Source organism: Paenisporosarcina sp. TG-14 (genome assembly GCF_000297555.1).
GTDB classification, from domain to species: Bacteria; Bacillota; Bacilli; order Bacillales_A; family Planococcaceae; genus Paenisporosarcina; species Paenisporosarcina antarctica.
On the sequence record NZ_AMGD01000007.1, the window covers coordinates 28,390 to 44,994 of the forward strand.

Below are 16,605 nucleotides of genomic sequence, written 5' to 3' on the forward strand. Positions count from 1 at the left end.
ACAAATAAAAGACAGTCTCCAAAATTCAGAGACCACCTTTTAATGTAGCGATAATTTCACTATTTTGAATAAGTATCAAAGTTAGTTTCTTTTTTTAAATGAATATTTATACGCTCTATGTCTGTGCTAAAGATTCGATCTTCATCCAAAGACGGTATAAATGCTCTATATTCATTCCATTTGTCTTGTAGAGATGGTGACATTTTTTCTTTGCCACGATACTCTGTTCCTTGGAGAGCACAGAACGTTTCAATCGCTAATACACGACGGGCATTTTGAATGATGTTACCTGCATGACGGGCTCCAATGGTTCCCATGCTTACATGGTCTTCTTGATTAGCTGAAGAAGGAATTGAATCCACCGACGCTGGATGAGCAAGTGTTTTATTTTCTGAAACTAAACTAGCTGCTGCATACTGCAAAATCATCGCTCCCGATTGAAGACCCGGTTGAGGACTCAAAAATGGCGGCAACCCTTCGTTTAAATATGGGTTAACCAGTCGTTCAATTCGACGCTCAGAAACATTTGCAAGCTCAGCCATGGCAATCTTTAAAAAGTCCATCGCAAATGCAATTGGCTGTCCATGGAAATTACCACCAGAAATAATGACTTCGCCATCTTCAAATATAAGTGGGTTATCTGTTGCTGCATTCATTTCAATCTCTAACTTTTCTTTTACATACCCAAGAACTTGCCAACTAGCCCCATGTATTTGTGGAATACATCTTAGGGAATACGCATCTTGAACTCGCTTTTGGCCTTGGGTAGTGACTAATTGACTGCCTTCTAACCATTCAAGCATTCTTCTAGCCACATCAACTTGTTCTACGTAACCACGGGCTTTATGAACAGCTGGGTGAAAAGCATCCGTAATCCCGTGAAGAGCTTCCATTGTCATCGCTGCAATCCATTCACTTTGATAAGCGAGTGTCTCTGCTTCTAACCAATTTACAACTCCTTGGGCAGTCATCGCTTGTGTTCCGTTTATAAGTGCGAGTCCTTCTTTGGCTTCAAGCACAAGCGGTTCGATGTTATGTTCCGTCCAAACGTCTGAAGTTGCTATTTGTTGTCCTTCTTTCCATACAAATCCTTCACCGACTAATACTAATGCTAAATGAGATAAGGGTGCTAAATCGCCTGAAGCTCCTAGTGACCCTTGTGATGGAATGACTGGATGAATAGAGTGATTGACCATGTAAGCTAAGCGTTCTAAAACGTCTACACGAATTCCTGAGAAACCTTTTAATAAAGCATTTAATCGTAAAACAACCATTGCACGAGACACATGTTCTTCAAATGGCACACCAATTCCGCAAGCATGTGAGCGAATTAAATGAAGTTGCAATGCTCGAACGTCCTCTTCATTTATGCTGACATCGCTAAATTTACCAAAACCCGTATTAATTCCATAAACGGTTCTACCTTCTTTTACAATACGTTCTACTGCTTCACGGCTATTTTGTACGCGAATTAACGCAGTTTTATCTAATTTTATATGTTCATTTTGAAATAAAATAGAGCGCATTTCCTCAATATTTAAATTCTCACCTGTTAATAAGATCATGTTGAACACTCCTCTACATCGAGTATAAGGGTGCCATAATAGAACTTCAATAACTATTTACCAAATTATAACAAGATGCAGTGGTAGTGTATTACCTCATTAAAGTGTTAACATAGAAAATATTAACATTTTTAAAGGAGGACTTATAATGGAATGGCAATCGATGTTTCGATATCATAAATGGGCGACTCAAAAATTATTAGATCATGTTGAGTCACAAGATGCTTCGGTTTTTCATCAAGAGGCAAAGAATTCATTTAAATCTATCAGTGAAACGTATTCACATATACTGAGTGTAGACTACATATGGTACAAACGTTTAACCGGTATTGAGAAACCCGAATGGATTGAGTTTGATGTCAGTACAGTTTCATTAACTAAAAAAGCTTTTACAAAGTTGCATGTAGAAATGGAACAATACTTTTTAACGCTTTCAGATGATGATTGGAATCAAGTTTTAAAGTTTACTAATTTAAGAGGTGATTCATTTTCGAACAGGCGTGAAGAAATGTTCTTTACATTTATCAATCATGCATCCTACCACCGTGGTCAAGTGACTTCATTTTTAAGACAATTTGACATAGCAGGCACCCCGATAGACTATATATATTTTTCAAAAGAGAGTCAAAGCTAGATGTAGGGAGGTTATTTAATGACGTATCCACGTTTAGAAACAAAAAGATTACAACTGATTGAGTTGAACAAATCACACGCTTCTACTCTTTTTAAACAATTCTCCCGTGAAGATGTGACTCGATATTATGGGATGGATCCATTTGTTGAAGTAGAACAAGCGGAGAAAATGATACAGTCTTTTTCAACAAATTTTGAAAGAAAACAATCCATTCGATGGGGACTTCAAGTTAAAGAAACTGAAGAATTAGTTGGTACGATTGGCTTGAATAATCTACAGCTTTGGAGTAAAAAATGTGAGGTCGGATATGACTTACATCCTGATTATTGGAGCAAGGGATATATAAAAGAAGCATTACGAGCTGTTTTACCATATTGCTTTGAGGAGCTAAACTTGTCTCGAGTGGGTGCAACCACTTTTCCAGCAAATAAGGCATCGTGGCAACTATTGTTGAAAGTCGGATTTGTAAAAGAAGGTTTATTAAGAAACTATCTATATCAAGGTTCTCAAAACTATGATGCTTATATATTTTCAATTACTAGAGAAGATTGGAATCTGGCTACAAGGATAATCAGAAAAGAGGTTGCTCTTTAGATGGCCAACCTCTTTTTCCTATGCTTATTACATTGATATTTACTCAATATGAAACTAAAAACCGCTTACTTTATTTGAAGGGATGTTTCTCCATAAATATAATTTGAAAAGAAAGACAGCAGGAGAGGTGAACCGGCGATGTTTTAATAGGAGATTTGATTCCACTAATAACGACAAGCTTCGAATAATTTAAAAGCTTATTTTTTAACTAAAGCAGTAGTGTCAACTCTTAATACCTTCGCTCTCTATAATTACACGCATCTAAATTTTTCCTATTAATGCTGGTTGAAATACTTGAAATTCCACTCCATTTAATACGTGATTAGCATTTTGTTGAAAATAGTTCACAAAATTTTTGCCGAGTTTATGCTCAATCACTTGGTAGGCTTGTTTGATTAAAAATGGCCGTATATGAACACCGTGTGCATCTGAAGCAATAAAGTGAACAATATTATGCTGACATAATTTTAATACGAATCTTTGCAAATCTTTTCCGTTAGCTCCAGTCACACTGGCAGCAGTCACTTGTACGAGAGCACCTTTAGTAACCAAATTAAACAATTTTTTGGGATGCCTTCTTATTTCCTCATTCTTTTCTGCATGAGCAATAACAGGAATGTATCCTTTTAATTGCATCTCATAAAAAATAGACTCCGTAAACTGGGGAATGTGATGAGTAGGAAATTCAATTAATACATATTTATGACTACCTGCAATCGTCAATGTAGTAGATGCTAACTCATCGAGTAAGTCCGCATGAAGACGCACTTCCATACCGGGCAATATAGTCACCAGGATTTCTCTTTCTTGCAATAATAAATTCAAGGTATGAATTGAATCTTTTATCTCATTAATATCTTGATTAAAGACACCATTTCGATGGTGAGGAGTTGCCACAATATGAGTAACTCCGTTATGGACTGCATTTTGAATTAGAAGGAGAGCCTCTAATTCTGTGTCTGGTCCGTCATCAAGCCCCGGTAATATATGATTGTGTAAATCTACTAACATATGCTTCCTCCTTAATAGTAGTAAGAATTAGAACGAATTGACTCTTTTGATTTATTGAGAATTGATCCAATTAGTGGTGCTTGGACTTTTTTTAACTGTTCAATTGAATGAATAGACTGTTCGAGTTTAGAAGCCTCCGCATTCACTACATACAAACACCCGTCTACATTTGTCGATATATGTAGTGTATCGGCAACAAGCAATGGAGGTGTATCTACTATAATTATGTCAAACTGTTTCTTTAGTTCTTCTAAAAGCTGAGTGAATTTCTCTGAAGAAATTAGCTCCGCTGGATTTGGAGGAACAGGACCTGCGCTAATAAAGGACAGGTTAGGCACTTCAGTGGGTTGTATGATATCTTGCAAATTGTACAAGCCTGCAACATATGAAGTAACACCTATACGTTTTGGTAATTGAAACAGTTGACGCCCATTTGCTCTTCGTAAATCAGCATCAACATAGACGGTTTTTTTCTGATCCATCGCAAACACAATGCATAAGTTTGCGCTCACGTAAGATTTACCGTCGCCAGATTCTGCACTCGTCACGAGTAGTGTTTTTGCTTGTTGTTTTGAAAGTACATACAGTAAATTTGCTCGAATGGTACGAAATATTTCTGTAAAAATATCATTCGATTCTAATTCATGTATAAGTTTTCCTTCTCCAGAAGGAATCATACCGATTACCGGTAAACCAAGTGCTTTTTCAGCTTTTTCGGGTGAGTCAATTATTGTATAAAACATTTCTTGGATTAGGACGAAAATATAACTTACCAAAAATCCGATAATTGCAGAAATGATAAAAAATAATGCTGTAATCGGCTTAATTACTTTTGTATCTTGACCTACAGTTGCTTCACTTAATATTTGAACATTTTCTAAGTTCATAAGCGTTTTTATTTCTTCCTGAAAAGTAGTGGCCATGGCATTTGCTAATGCCACTGCATTTTCCGGTGTTTTTTCTTCAGCCAAAATGGTTAAAATTTGTGAATTTATGTTTGATTCGATTTTCACCATTTGATTTAGTTCATCTTTTTTATACGCTTCCTTAAGTGAGTCGTTTACTTTATTTAATATCCGATTACTTTTCATCAAATATTTATATGTTTCAATAAGGCGTAAATTTGCATCAATCTCTCCACTCGACACAATATTTGTAGTAGTGAAATTTACAAGTACATCTGTTTTCGCTTCAAACTTTGTAGGTATCGCAAAACTCGCAAAGCCTCCAATAAGCATTATATTCAAAGTAACCAGTAAAATGATTTTCTTCTTCTTTCTAAATAAGTTAATAAAATCACGAATTTCCATAGTTCGATTCATGAAAGTTAATATGCCCCCTTGCCTTTGAAAATCGCTATAATGGTGAGCATGATGATTTTTATATCTAATTGAAATGAACAGTTTTCAACATAATATAAGTCATGCTCTATTTAATTACCGCTTTGAATTATGTGATTTCTTAAATACAAAATCTTCCGATATACCGACAGTCCATGTGCATGCAGTTTAATTGATTCATTTGGGTGGTCTTCATTGATCGAAACTTAAGGATTTGGAATGGTTGGTTTAACTGACCCGTTCTTTGTATATGTAATAATGAACGAATTCTTTCCAGGTTTTACTCTCCTTTCACACATTTTTCACCATAAGAATTAGACAACTTAGTCGATTATATTCCAGTACCTTACTATAGATAACTACTAATGAACCCCTTTTTCTTGTATTTATATAAATACAAGAATTAAACAAGCCTATACTCACGTTTATCTCTTATCATACAATTAGACAACAAAAAAACACGTCTTTCGAAGTTAATCGAAAGACGTGCTTGATTGAATAGATTATATCCACCTACATAAATCATGTAAATGGAGACGGCGGGAATCGAACCCGCGTCCAGAAACTCCAACACTTAAGCTTCTACGCGTGTATCTTGCCTATTAAATTTCGCGCAATATTATGCCGACAAGCGGGCGTCTTGTGCGCTAACTTGGAAATCTCTTTTTGTCGACTCAAGTCGCATCGACAATCGTATCCCACTAAAAGTGAGCTCGTACATGACCACATGGGCGATGGCCAAGACAAGCAACATCGTCAGCTTACGCTGCGAATGCTAGGTTTTGGTTTTTGCCAATTATTATAGAGTGCCGTTGATACGGAGCCGAGCCCTCCGACGCGCAACTTAAGCTCAGACCATCCCTGTCGAATCCGTAACGTCCCCTTAATAAAGGATAATCAAAAAGGCATACTCAAAAAATTGCTTTCACTATTTTTTGTTCCTTCTTGAACTCTTATTGGAAGTTCGGGTGTACTACATGAAAATCTGGCAAAGTAGTAATTTCATTATAAGACAAAATTGGTCAAACTTCAAGTATTATTATTCTTGGTTTCGAGACTTGAATGCTCGTGCCATATCACGCTTAGCTTCTTTATTCTTTAAATCCTCACGTTTATCGTAAGTCTTTTTCCCTTTACCCATACCAATTAACACCTTGGCAAAGCCATCTTTTAAATACATTTTGATTGGAATGATTGAAAAACCATCTCTTTTGGAAAGTCCGATTAACTCGTTAATTTGCTTCTTGTGAAGTAACAGTTTCCTCGAACGTAAAGGTTCATGATTAAAACGATTTCCTTGTTCATAATGACTGATATTCATATTGGAAATCCAGGCTTCATTGTTGCGAATTCGCACAAATGCATCTTTCAATTGAACTTTACTTTTTCTTACAGATTTAATCTCAGTACCTTGCAATACGATACCAGCTTCAATCGTGTCTTCAATATAGAAATCATGATTCGCTTTTTTGTTTTGCGCAACGACTTTCCCTTGACCTTTTGCCATTTGTGTACACCTCGCTGTTTTGAAAAGAGCGGCTTATCACCGCTCTAACTCCTTACTTTTTCTTTCTTTTACGACCTTGACCTTGTTGTTTTTTAGCAATGCCTTCGAAATATTTTTTCTTTTGTTTTACTTCTTTTTTCTGACCAGGTTTTGAAGAATTTTCAGATGAACGATTCCCAGAACCTTCTTTACGTTTTGCTTGAATCACTTTTGGTGCTTCCTTACGTGTACGTGGGAATGATTTATTCATTCCTACGATTTCAAAATCAATCGCAGACTCTTCCGGTTTAACAGACGTAACACGAACTGTTACTTCATCTCCTATACGGAACTGTTTGCCTGCTCGTTCTCCTAGCATCATCATTTGACGATCATCAAATCGATAATAATCATCTGTCATATTACTCACATGGACAAGGCCTTCAATGGTGTTTGGAAGCTCAATAAACATACCAAAGTTTGTGATTGAACTAACAATCCCTTCAAACTCTTCACCAATTTTATCAACCATGAATTGTGCTTTTTTCAATGATTCTGTATCACGCTCAGCTTCAACTGCACGACGTTCACGTTCAGAAGTATGGTCCGCAATTTCTGTCATGACCGCTTCCCAATGGGCGATGGTCGGTTTTGATACATCTTTATTAATTAAATATGTGCGTATTAAACGGTGCACAATTAAATCTGGATAACGTCTAATCGGTGATGTAAAGTGTGTGTAATAATCAGTTGATAAACCAAAATGACCGAGACTCTCAGAGTAATAACGTGCTTGTTGCAATGAACGAAGCATCATGGTTGAGATAACGGGCTCTTCAGGTAATCCTGCAATAGACTCTACAATTTCTTGTAAAGCACGCGGGTGTATTTCATTACCAGCCCCTTTTACAACAATACCAAAGTTCGTTAAAAATCCAAAGAATCGCTGAAGTTTCTCAGGTTTCGGATCTTCATGAATACGATAAATGAACGGCACGTCCATCCAGTGAAAATGTTCTGCTACTGTTTCATTTGCAGCTAACATAAACTCCTCAATTAAACGCTCAGCTACAGTTCGTTCTCTAATGACAACATCTGTCGGCCAACCTTCTTCGTTAACAAGAACTTTTGATTCTTTAAAGTCAAAATCAATTGCTCCACGATTTGCGCGTTTTTCTCGTAAAACAGCAGCAAGTTCCACCATTAGGTCAAACATCGGTACTAAATCACTGTATCTCTCAAGTAAAGCTTCATCTTTTTCTTCTACAATCTTGTAGACATCTGTATATGTCATTCGTTCTTTTGTTTTAATAACACTTTGGAAAATTTCGTGTGAGACCACTGTTCCGCTACCATTAATAACCATTTCACAAGACAAAGTTAAGCGGTCTACTTGTGGATTCAATGAACAAATACCGTTTGATAAACGGTGTGGAATCATAGGAATAACTCGGTCTGTTAAGTAAACACTTGTCGCCCGGTCATATGCTTCTGTATCCATAGGTGAACCTTCGGTAACATAATGACTTACGTCAGCTATATGAACTCCTAGTTTGTAGGTGCCATCTGGATTCTTGGTTACTGTAACCGCGTCATCTAAGTCTTTTGCATCTGCGCCATCAATTGTTACTATGACTTCATTTCGAAGGTCACGTCGACCTTCCAAATCTGACTTTGCAATTTCATCCGGTACTGTATTGGCTTGATCTAAGACTTGTTGTGAAAAGTCAGTTTCAATACCATGTTTATGAATAATAGACAAAATATCAACACCAGGATCATTTTTATGTCCTAGAATTTGTGTCACCATACCAGTTGCAGAATTACGACCTTCTGGCCATCCTGTAATTTCAACTATTACTTTATGTCCATCAGTCGCACCAAGTGTGTCTTCTTTTGCGATAAAAATATCCATTGAGATTTTTTTATCATCAGGAAGAACAAAACCAAATCCTTTATTGTCTTGGAATTGTCCCACTACTTTTGAAATGCCACGTTCTACAATTTTGGTAATAGAGCCTTCACGTCGGTCTCCAGAACTATTACTAGAAACGCGCACAAGGACGATATCTCCGTTCATTGTCCCGTTAACTTCAGTAGGTGGAATAAAAATGTCCCCCATACCTTCTTCATCAGGTGCAACAAAGCCAAACCCTCTCGCATGTCCAATAAATTTACCTCTTAGTAGATTCATTCTTTCAGGAACACCATAACGATTTGATTTTGAACGAATTACGTATCCTTTTTCTTCTAGACGGACCAGTGTCTTAACTAATTCTTTAAATTCATCCGCATTTTCAAATCCAAATTGACTCTCAAACTCTTGTACAGTCAAAGGCCTATATTCCTCTTCACGCATGAAATCCAGTAAACGCTGTTGTAAATTTTGTTCCATCTTTCATCCCTCCTTTTTATAGCGTGTGCGAGTGAGACAGATTTTACTCCTGCCACTCTAATGACTGTAAAAATCCTAGTATATCCTCATGTAATTGTTCTTTTTCAAGATCAAGCGTAATCACATGACCTGATTTTTCATACCATTTGATTTCCTTTTCAAATGATTCTGCCTCATCATAAATGATATTGGCTGAGTTTGTATCAATCACGCTATCTTGACGTCCTTGGACAACAAATAGTGGCGCGTAAATATGATCCACATGATCACGAACGTCATACACAAGGCTTCGTAAATCAGGTAGAGACTCCATCGAACTCTTTTGAAGAACTTCTACTTCTTCTTCGATAAGAGATGCGTCTTTTCCTTCAAAGCGCTTATAATCTCTTGCATATTTTAAAACGCCTTCATACATAAGTTCTGTTGTTTTCATAGACATAGGAGCACACATTGTCACAATTCCTTTTATAGGAAAGGTATACCCTAATTTCAATGAAAAAACACCACCTAATGATAATCCAGCAACTGCAATTTCTTCATAACCAGCTGCTTTTAATTGGTCATAGCCACGTATAACGTCCTCCCACCAATCAGTAGGTCCTGTTAAAATTAATTCTTCAGGCGGTACACCATGTCCTTTATAATGAGGTGCCAGACTAGTATAGCCATTTTTCTCTAAAAAACGACCAAGCATACGTACATCTGACGAATTTCCTGTAAATCCATGTAGCAATAATACGGCTCTTTTACCCGCTTCAAAAAAGAACGGTTTGGGTTGCGCGATTCGCATTAAAAAGACCTCCATCTAATAAGAAAAGTGAAAAGCGCCAATCTTGCTCTACTTCGGCGATAAGATGAAAGAAGGTATACATCGCGACGTCATCTCGCAACACCTTCATGACCCACATCCTGATGGACAAAGCTTGGGAGCGAGTTAACGCTTAGAACAAGACATAATATACTCTATTTTTTATACTGGTTTCTAACCTATTTCCATATTAATCAGTGCTAGAAAAACACAGTGTGTATTTATAATGATGCACGTTAAAGCTTTTCTTATACTAATGTAATTTCCTACCTTTTTCATTTAATAATCAATATAAGAAAACGCCTAACCAATTTAGTCGGTCAGACGGTTCGTATGTGTTTATTATAATTTCGTTACGGCAATTGCCAAAATAAAAAATAATACAGCTAATACAATCGTAATTCGGTGTAAGACAAGATCAATTCCTCTTGCTTTCTGCTTCCCGAAAAGTTGCTCAGCTCCGCCAGAGATGGCACCTGATAAACCTGCACTTTTCCCTGATTGTAACAACACAACAACGATTAATGCTAACGAATTGATGACTAGTAAAGTCAATAACAACGCATGCATTTGTTCCACCTCCCGATCAGAAACATCACAACAAATACTATTTTACCAAATAATAGAGTCAAGCACAATAAACATAGAGAAATACATTAAGAATTCTGGTTGACAATTTGGACAAGTGTAATCGCTTGATAAATATTCAACACTGTTTAGAAAAATAAGGTGTAGCTCATAAAATAAATTCACTAAAATTTGGATGTTGAAAAGCAAAAAAGCTGGACACAATTTAAAGTTGTGTCCAGCTTTCTACTTTATTTTTTTAAGTTGTAAAATGTTTTCAATCCTAAGTATTTAGATGTATCGAATAGTTGATCTTCGATACGCAACAATTGGTTGTATTTAGCAACTCGGTCAGAACGAGATGGTGCACCCGTTTTGATTTGTCCAGCATTTGTAGCAACTGCGATATCTGCAATGGTCACATCTTCAGTTTCACCTGAGCGATGAGAAATCACTGTAGTATAGCCAGCGCGTTTCGCCATTTCAATCGCATCAAACGTTTCTGTTAATGTACCAATTTGATTTACTTTTATTAAGATTGAGTTGCTTACACCTTCTTCAATGCCCTTAGAAAGTTTAGTGGTGTTAGTAACGAACAAATCGTCGCCGACAAGTTGAACACGATCGCCTAAACGTTCTGTCAATAATTTATGACCAGCCCAGTCGTTTTCATCCAAACCATCTTCTATTGAAATGATTGGATATTTGTCGCATAGTTCAGTATACCAATTAACCATCTCTTCAGAGGATTTTACAACCCCTTCTCCTACTAAGTGGTATTTGCCATCTTCTTTATTAAAGAACTCAGAAGAAGCTGCGTCCATAGCAATAAAAATTTCTTCGCCTGCTTTATATCCTGCATTCTCAATCGCAGTCAAAATGGTTGTAATGGCTTCTTCATTGGAAGCTAAGTTAGGTGCAAATCCACCTTCATCACCCACAGCTGTATTCAATCCTTTTTCTTTCAAAACAGATTTTAAGCTATGGAAAATTTCAGCACCCATTTGGAGTGCATGACGGAAAGATTCTGCCCCTACAGGCATTACCATAAATTCTTGTATATCAACGTTATTATCTGCATGTGCTCCACCATTAATGATGTTCATCATGGGAACTGGTAGTTGTTTTGCATTGAATCCACCTAAGTATTGATATAATGGAATGTCCAAGAAGTCTGCTGCTGCATGAGCAACTGCCATTGAAACACCCAGAATGGCATTTGCACCTAGGTTACCTTTATTATCTGTACCATCTAATTCAATCATAGCTTGATCAATAGATACTTGATCTAAAACCGAAAATTTTTCTTCAAGTTCATCTGCAATTGCTTCATTTACATTTTCAACAGCTTTTAACACACCTTTACCAAAGTAACGTCCTTTGTCACCATCACGTAGCTCTACGGCTTCATGTTCACCAGTGGAAGCACCAGAAGGTACAATCGCACGACCAAATGCGCCACTTTCTGTAAATACTTCGACTTCAACTGTTGGATTTCCGCGAGAATCTAATACTTCACGAGCTTGTATTTGTGTAATAATTGACATGTTTTAAGTCTCCTCAGTTTTCAGTAATGTTTTACCTGTCATTTCAAATGGTGGCGTAATTCCTAATAAGTGTAACATGGTTGGTGCTAAATCGGCTAAAATGCCATCTTCACGTAGCTTTATTCCTTTTTTTGTAACAATAACAGGAACGGGATTAGTTGTATGAGCAGTCATAGGTTGACCTTTAATTGTTAAGACTTCATCTGAATTCCCATGATCTGCCGTGATGATAGCTGTTCCGCCTTTTGCTAATAGTGCATCAACAATTCTACCTAAACATTCGTCAACTACTTCAATCGCGCGAATCGTTGGCTCAAGCATACCACTATGGCCCACCATGTCAGGATTAGCAAAATTCAATAAAATGCCATCAAAACGATCTGATGAAATAGCATCTAACAAAGCATCGGTCACTTCATAAGCGCTCATTTCTGGTTGTAAATCATACGTTGCAACTTTTGGTGAATTAATTAATATTCGTTCTTCACCTGGAAAACGTTGTTCTCGTCCACCACTCATAAAGAACGTAACATGTGGGTATTTTTCCGTTTCAGCTATACGTAATTGTGTTTTTCCATTTACTGAAAGAACTTCCCCAATCGTATTGACTAAGTTGTCATTTTCATATGCGATAGATGCAAAAACTTGGTCACTATAGGAAGTAAACGTAACAAACTTTAAGTCAGTTGGATGTTTAGGACTCAGTGAGAATGATGCATCGCAATCAGGATTTGTAAAAACAGATGATAATTGAATCGCTCGATCCGGTCTGAAATTAAAGAAAATAACAGCATCTTGTGTGTCAATCGTTGCGATTGGTTGTCCTTTTTCTTCAATGACAAACGGTACAACAAATTCATCTGCTACTTGATTATCATAAGAAGATTGAACTCCAGCAACAGCTGAAGTAGTTGATTCGCCTACACCGTCCACTAATGCACGATACGTTTTCTCTAAACGTTCCCACCTGTGATCACGATCCATTGCATAATAACGTCCACTTATAGTCGCAAACTTACCTACACCGAGATCAGACATTTGACGTTCGGTTTCTTCGATATATGCAAGTGCAGTTGTTGGACCTACATCGCGTCCATCTAAAAATCCATGAACAAATACATCTTCAACTCCGTGCGTTTTCGCTATTTGCAGCAAAGCAAATAAGTGCTCGTAGTGTGAATGAACGCCACCATCAGATAACAAACCCATTAAATGGAGCTTTGAACCATTTGCTTTTACATGTGCAATGGCTTCCATAAACGCAGCGTTTTGGTAAAAATCGGTATCCGCAATCGATTTATGAATGCGTGTTAAATTTTGATAAACGATACGTCCAGCACCAATGTTTAAATGTCCAACTTCCGAATTTCCCATTTGTCCTTCAGGAAGTCCTACTGCCTTCCCTGAAGCAATCAAGGAAGAGTGAGGATAGTCATTCCAAAAGCGATCAAAATTTGGTTTTTTCGCTTGTGCCACTGCATTGCCAAAAACCTCGCTACGAAGAGCAAAGCCATCTAAGATAATCAGTGCAACTGGTAATTTAGACATTGGCACCAGCCTCTAGTAATTTAAGGAATGAGGAAGCTTTTAAGCTTGCGCCACCAACTAGGGCACCATCAATATGTTCCATCAATAATAATTCTTCAATATTTTCTGGTTTAACAGAACCGCCATATTGAATACGAACAGCATTCGCCACTTGTTGACCAAACAACGATTCTACTTTCGAACGAATTGCCCCACACACTTCATTGGCATCTTCAGATGTAGCTGTTTTACCAGTACCGATTGCCCATATTGGTTCATATGCAATTACCGTTTGTTTCACTTGATCTTCATTCAAGCCAGCTAGACCTTTTTCTACTTGAACTTCTACCTTAGCTGTCGTGTTGCCTGCTTCACGCTCTTCAAGAGTTTCACCTACACAAACAATTGGAGTTAATGAATGGGCATATGCCGCATGCACTTTCTTATTGACAGCTTCGTCTGTTTCATTAAAATATTCACGTCGCTCTGAGTGTCCTAAAATAACGTATTCAACGCCTAAGTCTGCTAATTGAACTGGGCTAACTTCGCCAGTAAAAGCACCTTCATTTTCAAAGTGCATCGTTTGAGCACCCACATGAACAGTTGATCCAGATAGTGATTGGGTTAATTGTTCAAGAAAGAGTGGTGCTGCACAAATTACTGTATCCACTTTCACAGAATCTGGTGCTAATCCTTTTACTTCTTCGGCAAATTGTTTTGCCTCAGATAAAGTTTTATACATTTTCCAGTTACCAGCAATAATTGGTTTTCGCATGCGAATTCCTCCTTAGTTTTGATCGTTTAGTGCTACAACTCCAGGTAAGTCTTTACCTTCCATGAACTCTAAAGAAGCTCCGCCACCAGTTGAGATGTGATCCATTTTATGCGCAACCTCAAACTTTTCTACAGCTGCCGCTGAATCTCCACCACCGATGACTGTATATCCTTGTGTCGAGGCCATAGCGTTTGCAACAGCTTTCGTTCCTTCTGCAAATGCCGCTATTTCAAATACGCCCATTGGACCATTCCAAATGATTAGTTTTGAATTGGCAATGACGTCTGAATATTGAGATGTTGTTTTCGGACCAATATCAAGACCCATCCAGTCAGAAGGGATTTCATCAATGTTCACTACTTTTGTTTGAGCGTCTTTTGAAAACTCACTTGCAACAACTACATCAATAGGCAAGTATAAATTCACGCCTTTGTTTTTTGCTTTTTCAATAAACGATTTAGCTAAATCAATTTTGTCTTCTTCTACTAATGACTTTCCAATATCGTAGCCCTGTGCTTTCGAAAACGTATAAGATAAGCCTCCACCGATTAACAAGTTATCCACTATGTCTAACAAATGATCAATAACGCCAATCTTATCTTTAACTTTTGCACCGCCAATAATAGCAGTAAATGGACGCTCTGGTTTAGATAATGCTTTCCCTAAAACGTCTAGTTCTTTTTCCATTAACAATCCAGAAACTGCCGGTATATGTTTCGCAATGCCTTCTGTAGAAGCATGGGCACGGTGCGCAGCTCCAAAAGCATCATTTACATATACATCTGCCAGTTTAGCGAATTGCTCTGCTAATGCTGAATCGTTCTTTTCTTCCCCTTTATGGAACCGGACATTTTCAAGTAATACAATGTCTCCTTTTTCCATTCCAGAAATCGCAATTTCTACTGACTCACCGATAGACTCGTCTAGTTTTTGAACTGGTTTATGTAATAACTCACTTAGATGTATACCCACTGCAGTTAAGCGGAACTCTTCATGAACTTCTCCTTTTGGTCGACCCATATGACTTGCTAATATTACTTTTGCGCCTTTGTCTACCAAATGTTGAATGGTCGGGAGTGATGCACGAATACGTGTATCGTCTGTAATCATTCCGTCATCCATCGGGACGTTAAAGTCCACTCGGCAAAATACACGTTTACCTGCAAAGTCCACTTGGTGCATTGTCTGCTTTTGTTTCATGAATTCTCCTCCTTCAATGCTTAAAAAATAAGGAACGGAGTATATCTCCGTTCCTTTTACTCAACTCTATTATAGTGGTTGTCGCAAATGTTCGCTATAAATAAAGTCAAGTTACATTTAGCTCAAGGTCAGGATTTCCTATTACAGACCTTTTTTGTACATGTGTAATGCAAGGTCTATACAACGTGCAGAGTAGCCTGTTTCATTATCATACCAAGATAACACTTTAACCATGTTTTTCTCAAGTACCATGGTTGATAATCCATCTACAGTTGATGAAGCAGCGTTGCCGTTATAGTCACGAGATACTAATGGTATTTCATTATATTCTAAGAATCCTTTTAATTCATTTTCAGATGCTAATTTAAAGGCTGCATTTAGTTCTTCAACAGTTACATCTTTTTCAAGCTCTGCAACTAAATCAACAATTGATACATTTGGCGTTGGTACTCGAACTGCCATGCCGTCTAATTTTCCTTTTAATTCAGGAAGCACTAACGCTACTGCTGCTGCTGCCCCAGTTGAAGTTGGAATCATAGATTCAGCGGCTGCACGTGCACGTCGGTAATCTCCATGAGGTAAGTCTAAAATACGTTGGTCATTTGTGTATGAGTGAATCGTCGTCATCATGGCACGTTTCATTCCAAAGTTTTCATGAAGTACTTTTGCAACTGGTGCTAAACTATTTGTCGTACAAGAAGCGTTTGAAACCACATGATCTGTTTGTTCGTTATATGACTCGTGGTTAACACCCATAACAAATGTCGGCATTTTTTTACCTGGTGATGAAACGATTACCTTTTTAGCGCCGGCTTCAATATGTTTCCCAGCTGATTCAGTATCACGGAAAATACCTGTAGCTTCAATCACGATATCAATTTCAAGCTCTTTCCAAGGTAAAACTGAAGGATCTTTTTCAGCATATACACGAACTTTTTTTCCATCCACGATTAAATAGTCACCGTCAGATGTAACATCCGCATTAAAAATACCATGTACTGAATCATATTTTAATAAATGTGCTAACATCGCTGCATCAGTTAAGTCATTAATCGCTACTATTTCCACCTCAGGTTGTTTCATTGCTTCGCGGAAAACCACGCGTCCTATACGTCCAAATCCATTAATAGCTAATTTTAAAGTCATTTATTTTTCC

14 protein-coding genes and 1 other RNA gene are annotated in these 16,605 nt (G+C 37.5%); 2 read left to right on the forward strand and 13 right to left on the reverse strand.

Features of this window, described 5'->3' with window-relative positions; translation table 11 throughout:
* Positions 1-59: 59 nt before the first annotated feature.
* Complete coding sequence (gene hutH / locus C406_RS0103220) at positions 60-1,565, reverse strand: histidine ammonia-lyase (RefSeq protein WP_017379150.1); 1,506 nt, start codon at positions 1,563-1,565, stop codon at positions 60-62.
* Between the two features lie 148 nt (positions 1,566-1,713).
* Between hutH and C406_RS0103225 the strand changes: the two genes are divergently transcribed.
* Positions 1,714-2,199, forward strand: coding sequence for a DinB family protein (locus tag C406_RS0103225; RefSeq protein WP_017379151.1), 486 nt, complete (start codon positions 1,714-1,716; stop codon positions 2,197-2,199).
* An 18-nt stretch (positions 2,200-2,217) separates the two neighbouring features.
* The gene (locus C406_RS0103230) at positions 2,218-2,793 is read left to right on the forward strand and encodes a GNAT family N-acetyltransferase (protein WP_017379152.1); all 576 of its coding nucleotides are present in this window, start codon (positions 2,218-2,220) and stop codon (positions 2,791-2,793) included.
* A gap of 261 nt (positions 2,794-3,054) precedes the next feature.
* Here C406_RS0103230 and C406_RS0103235 read toward each other — a convergent pair whose 3' ends face one another.
* The 12 genes from C406_RS0103235 to gap all read right to left on the reverse strand — a co-directional run bounded on the left by C406_RS0103235 (position 3,055) and on the right by gap (position 16,595).
* Positions 3,055-3,804 (reverse strand): tyrosine-protein phosphatase, encoded by a 750-nt coding sequence (locus tag C406_RS0103235; protein WP_017379153.1) that lies wholly within the window; start codon positions 3,802-3,804, stop codon positions 3,055-3,057.
* 11 nt (positions 3,805-3,815) lie between these two features.
* The gene (locus C406_RS0103240; protein WP_017379154.1) at positions 3,816-5,126 is read right to left on the reverse strand and encodes a polysaccharide biosynthesis tyrosine autokinase; all 1,311 of its coding nucleotides are present in this window, start codon (positions 5,124-5,126) and stop codon (positions 3,816-3,818) included.
* Positions 5,127-5,672: 546 nt separating this feature from the next.
* Positions 5,673-6,027: a transfer-messenger RNA gene (gene ssrA / locus C406_RS20080) on the reverse strand.
* Between the two features lie 156 nt (positions 6,028-6,183).
* Complete coding sequence (gene smpB, locus C406_RS0103245) at positions 6,184-6,651, reverse strand: SsrA-binding protein SmpB (RefSeq protein ID WP_017379155.1); 468 nt, start codon at positions 6,649-6,651, stop codon at positions 6,184-6,186.
* A gap of 52 nt (positions 6,652-6,703) precedes the next feature.
* Positions 6,704-9,025 (reverse strand): ribonuclease R, encoded by a 2,322-nt coding sequence (gene rnr / locus C406_RS0103250; protein ID WP_017379156.1) that lies wholly within the window; start codon positions 9,023-9,025, stop codon positions 6,704-6,706.
* Between the two features lie 43 nt (positions 9,026-9,068).
* Positions 9,069-9,815: an alpha/beta hydrolase gene (locus C406_RS0103255; RefSeq protein WP_017379157.1), complete on the reverse strand. Its 747-nt coding sequence runs from the start codon at positions 9,813-9,815 to the stop codon at positions 9,069-9,071.
* A 360-nt stretch (positions 9,816-10,175) separates the two neighbouring features.
* Positions 10,176-10,403: a preprotein translocase subunit SecG gene (gene secG, locus C406_RS0103260; RefSeq protein WP_017379158.1), complete on the reverse strand. Its 228-nt coding sequence runs from the start codon at positions 10,401-10,403 to the stop codon at positions 10,176-10,178.
* A gap of 248 nt (positions 10,404-10,651) precedes the next feature.
* The gene (gene eno / locus C406_RS0103265; RefSeq protein WP_017379159.1) at positions 10,652-11,947 is read right to left on the reverse strand and encodes a phosphopyruvate hydratase; all 1,296 of its coding nucleotides are present in this window, start codon (positions 11,945-11,947) and stop codon (positions 10,652-10,654) included.
* A gap of 3 nt (positions 11,948-11,950) precedes the next feature.
* The gene (gpmI, locus tag C406_RS0103270) at positions 11,951-13,495 is read right to left on the reverse strand and encodes a 2,3-bisphosphoglycerate-independent phosphoglycerate mutase (RefSeq protein ID WP_017379160.1); all 1,545 of its coding nucleotides are present in this window, start codon (positions 13,493-13,495) and stop codon (positions 11,951-11,953) included.
* Positions 13,488-14,249 carry a triose-phosphate isomerase gene (tpiA, locus tag C406_RS0103275; RefSeq protein ID WP_017379161.1) on the reverse strand — a complete coding sequence of 254 codons (762 nt, stop codon included), beginning with the start codon at positions 14,247-14,249 and terminating at the stop codon, positions 13,488-13,490. Before tpiA ends, gpmI begins: the two co-directional genes overlap by 8 nt.
* 12 nt (positions 14,250-14,261) lie before the next feature.
* On the reverse strand, positions 14,262-15,449 hold the full coding sequence (locus C406_RS0103280; protein WP_017379162.1) for a phosphoglycerate kinase: 1,188 nt from the start codon (positions 15,447-15,449) through the stop codon (positions 14,262-14,264).
* A 141-nt stretch (positions 15,450-15,590) separates the two neighbouring features.
* Positions 15,591-16,595: a type I glyceraldehyde-3-phosphate dehydrogenase gene (gap, locus tag C406_RS0103285; RefSeq protein WP_017379163.1), complete on the reverse strand. Its 1,005-nt coding sequence runs from the start codon at positions 16,593-16,595 to the stop codon at positions 15,591-15,593.
* Positions 16,596-16,605: the final 10 nt, after the last annotated feature.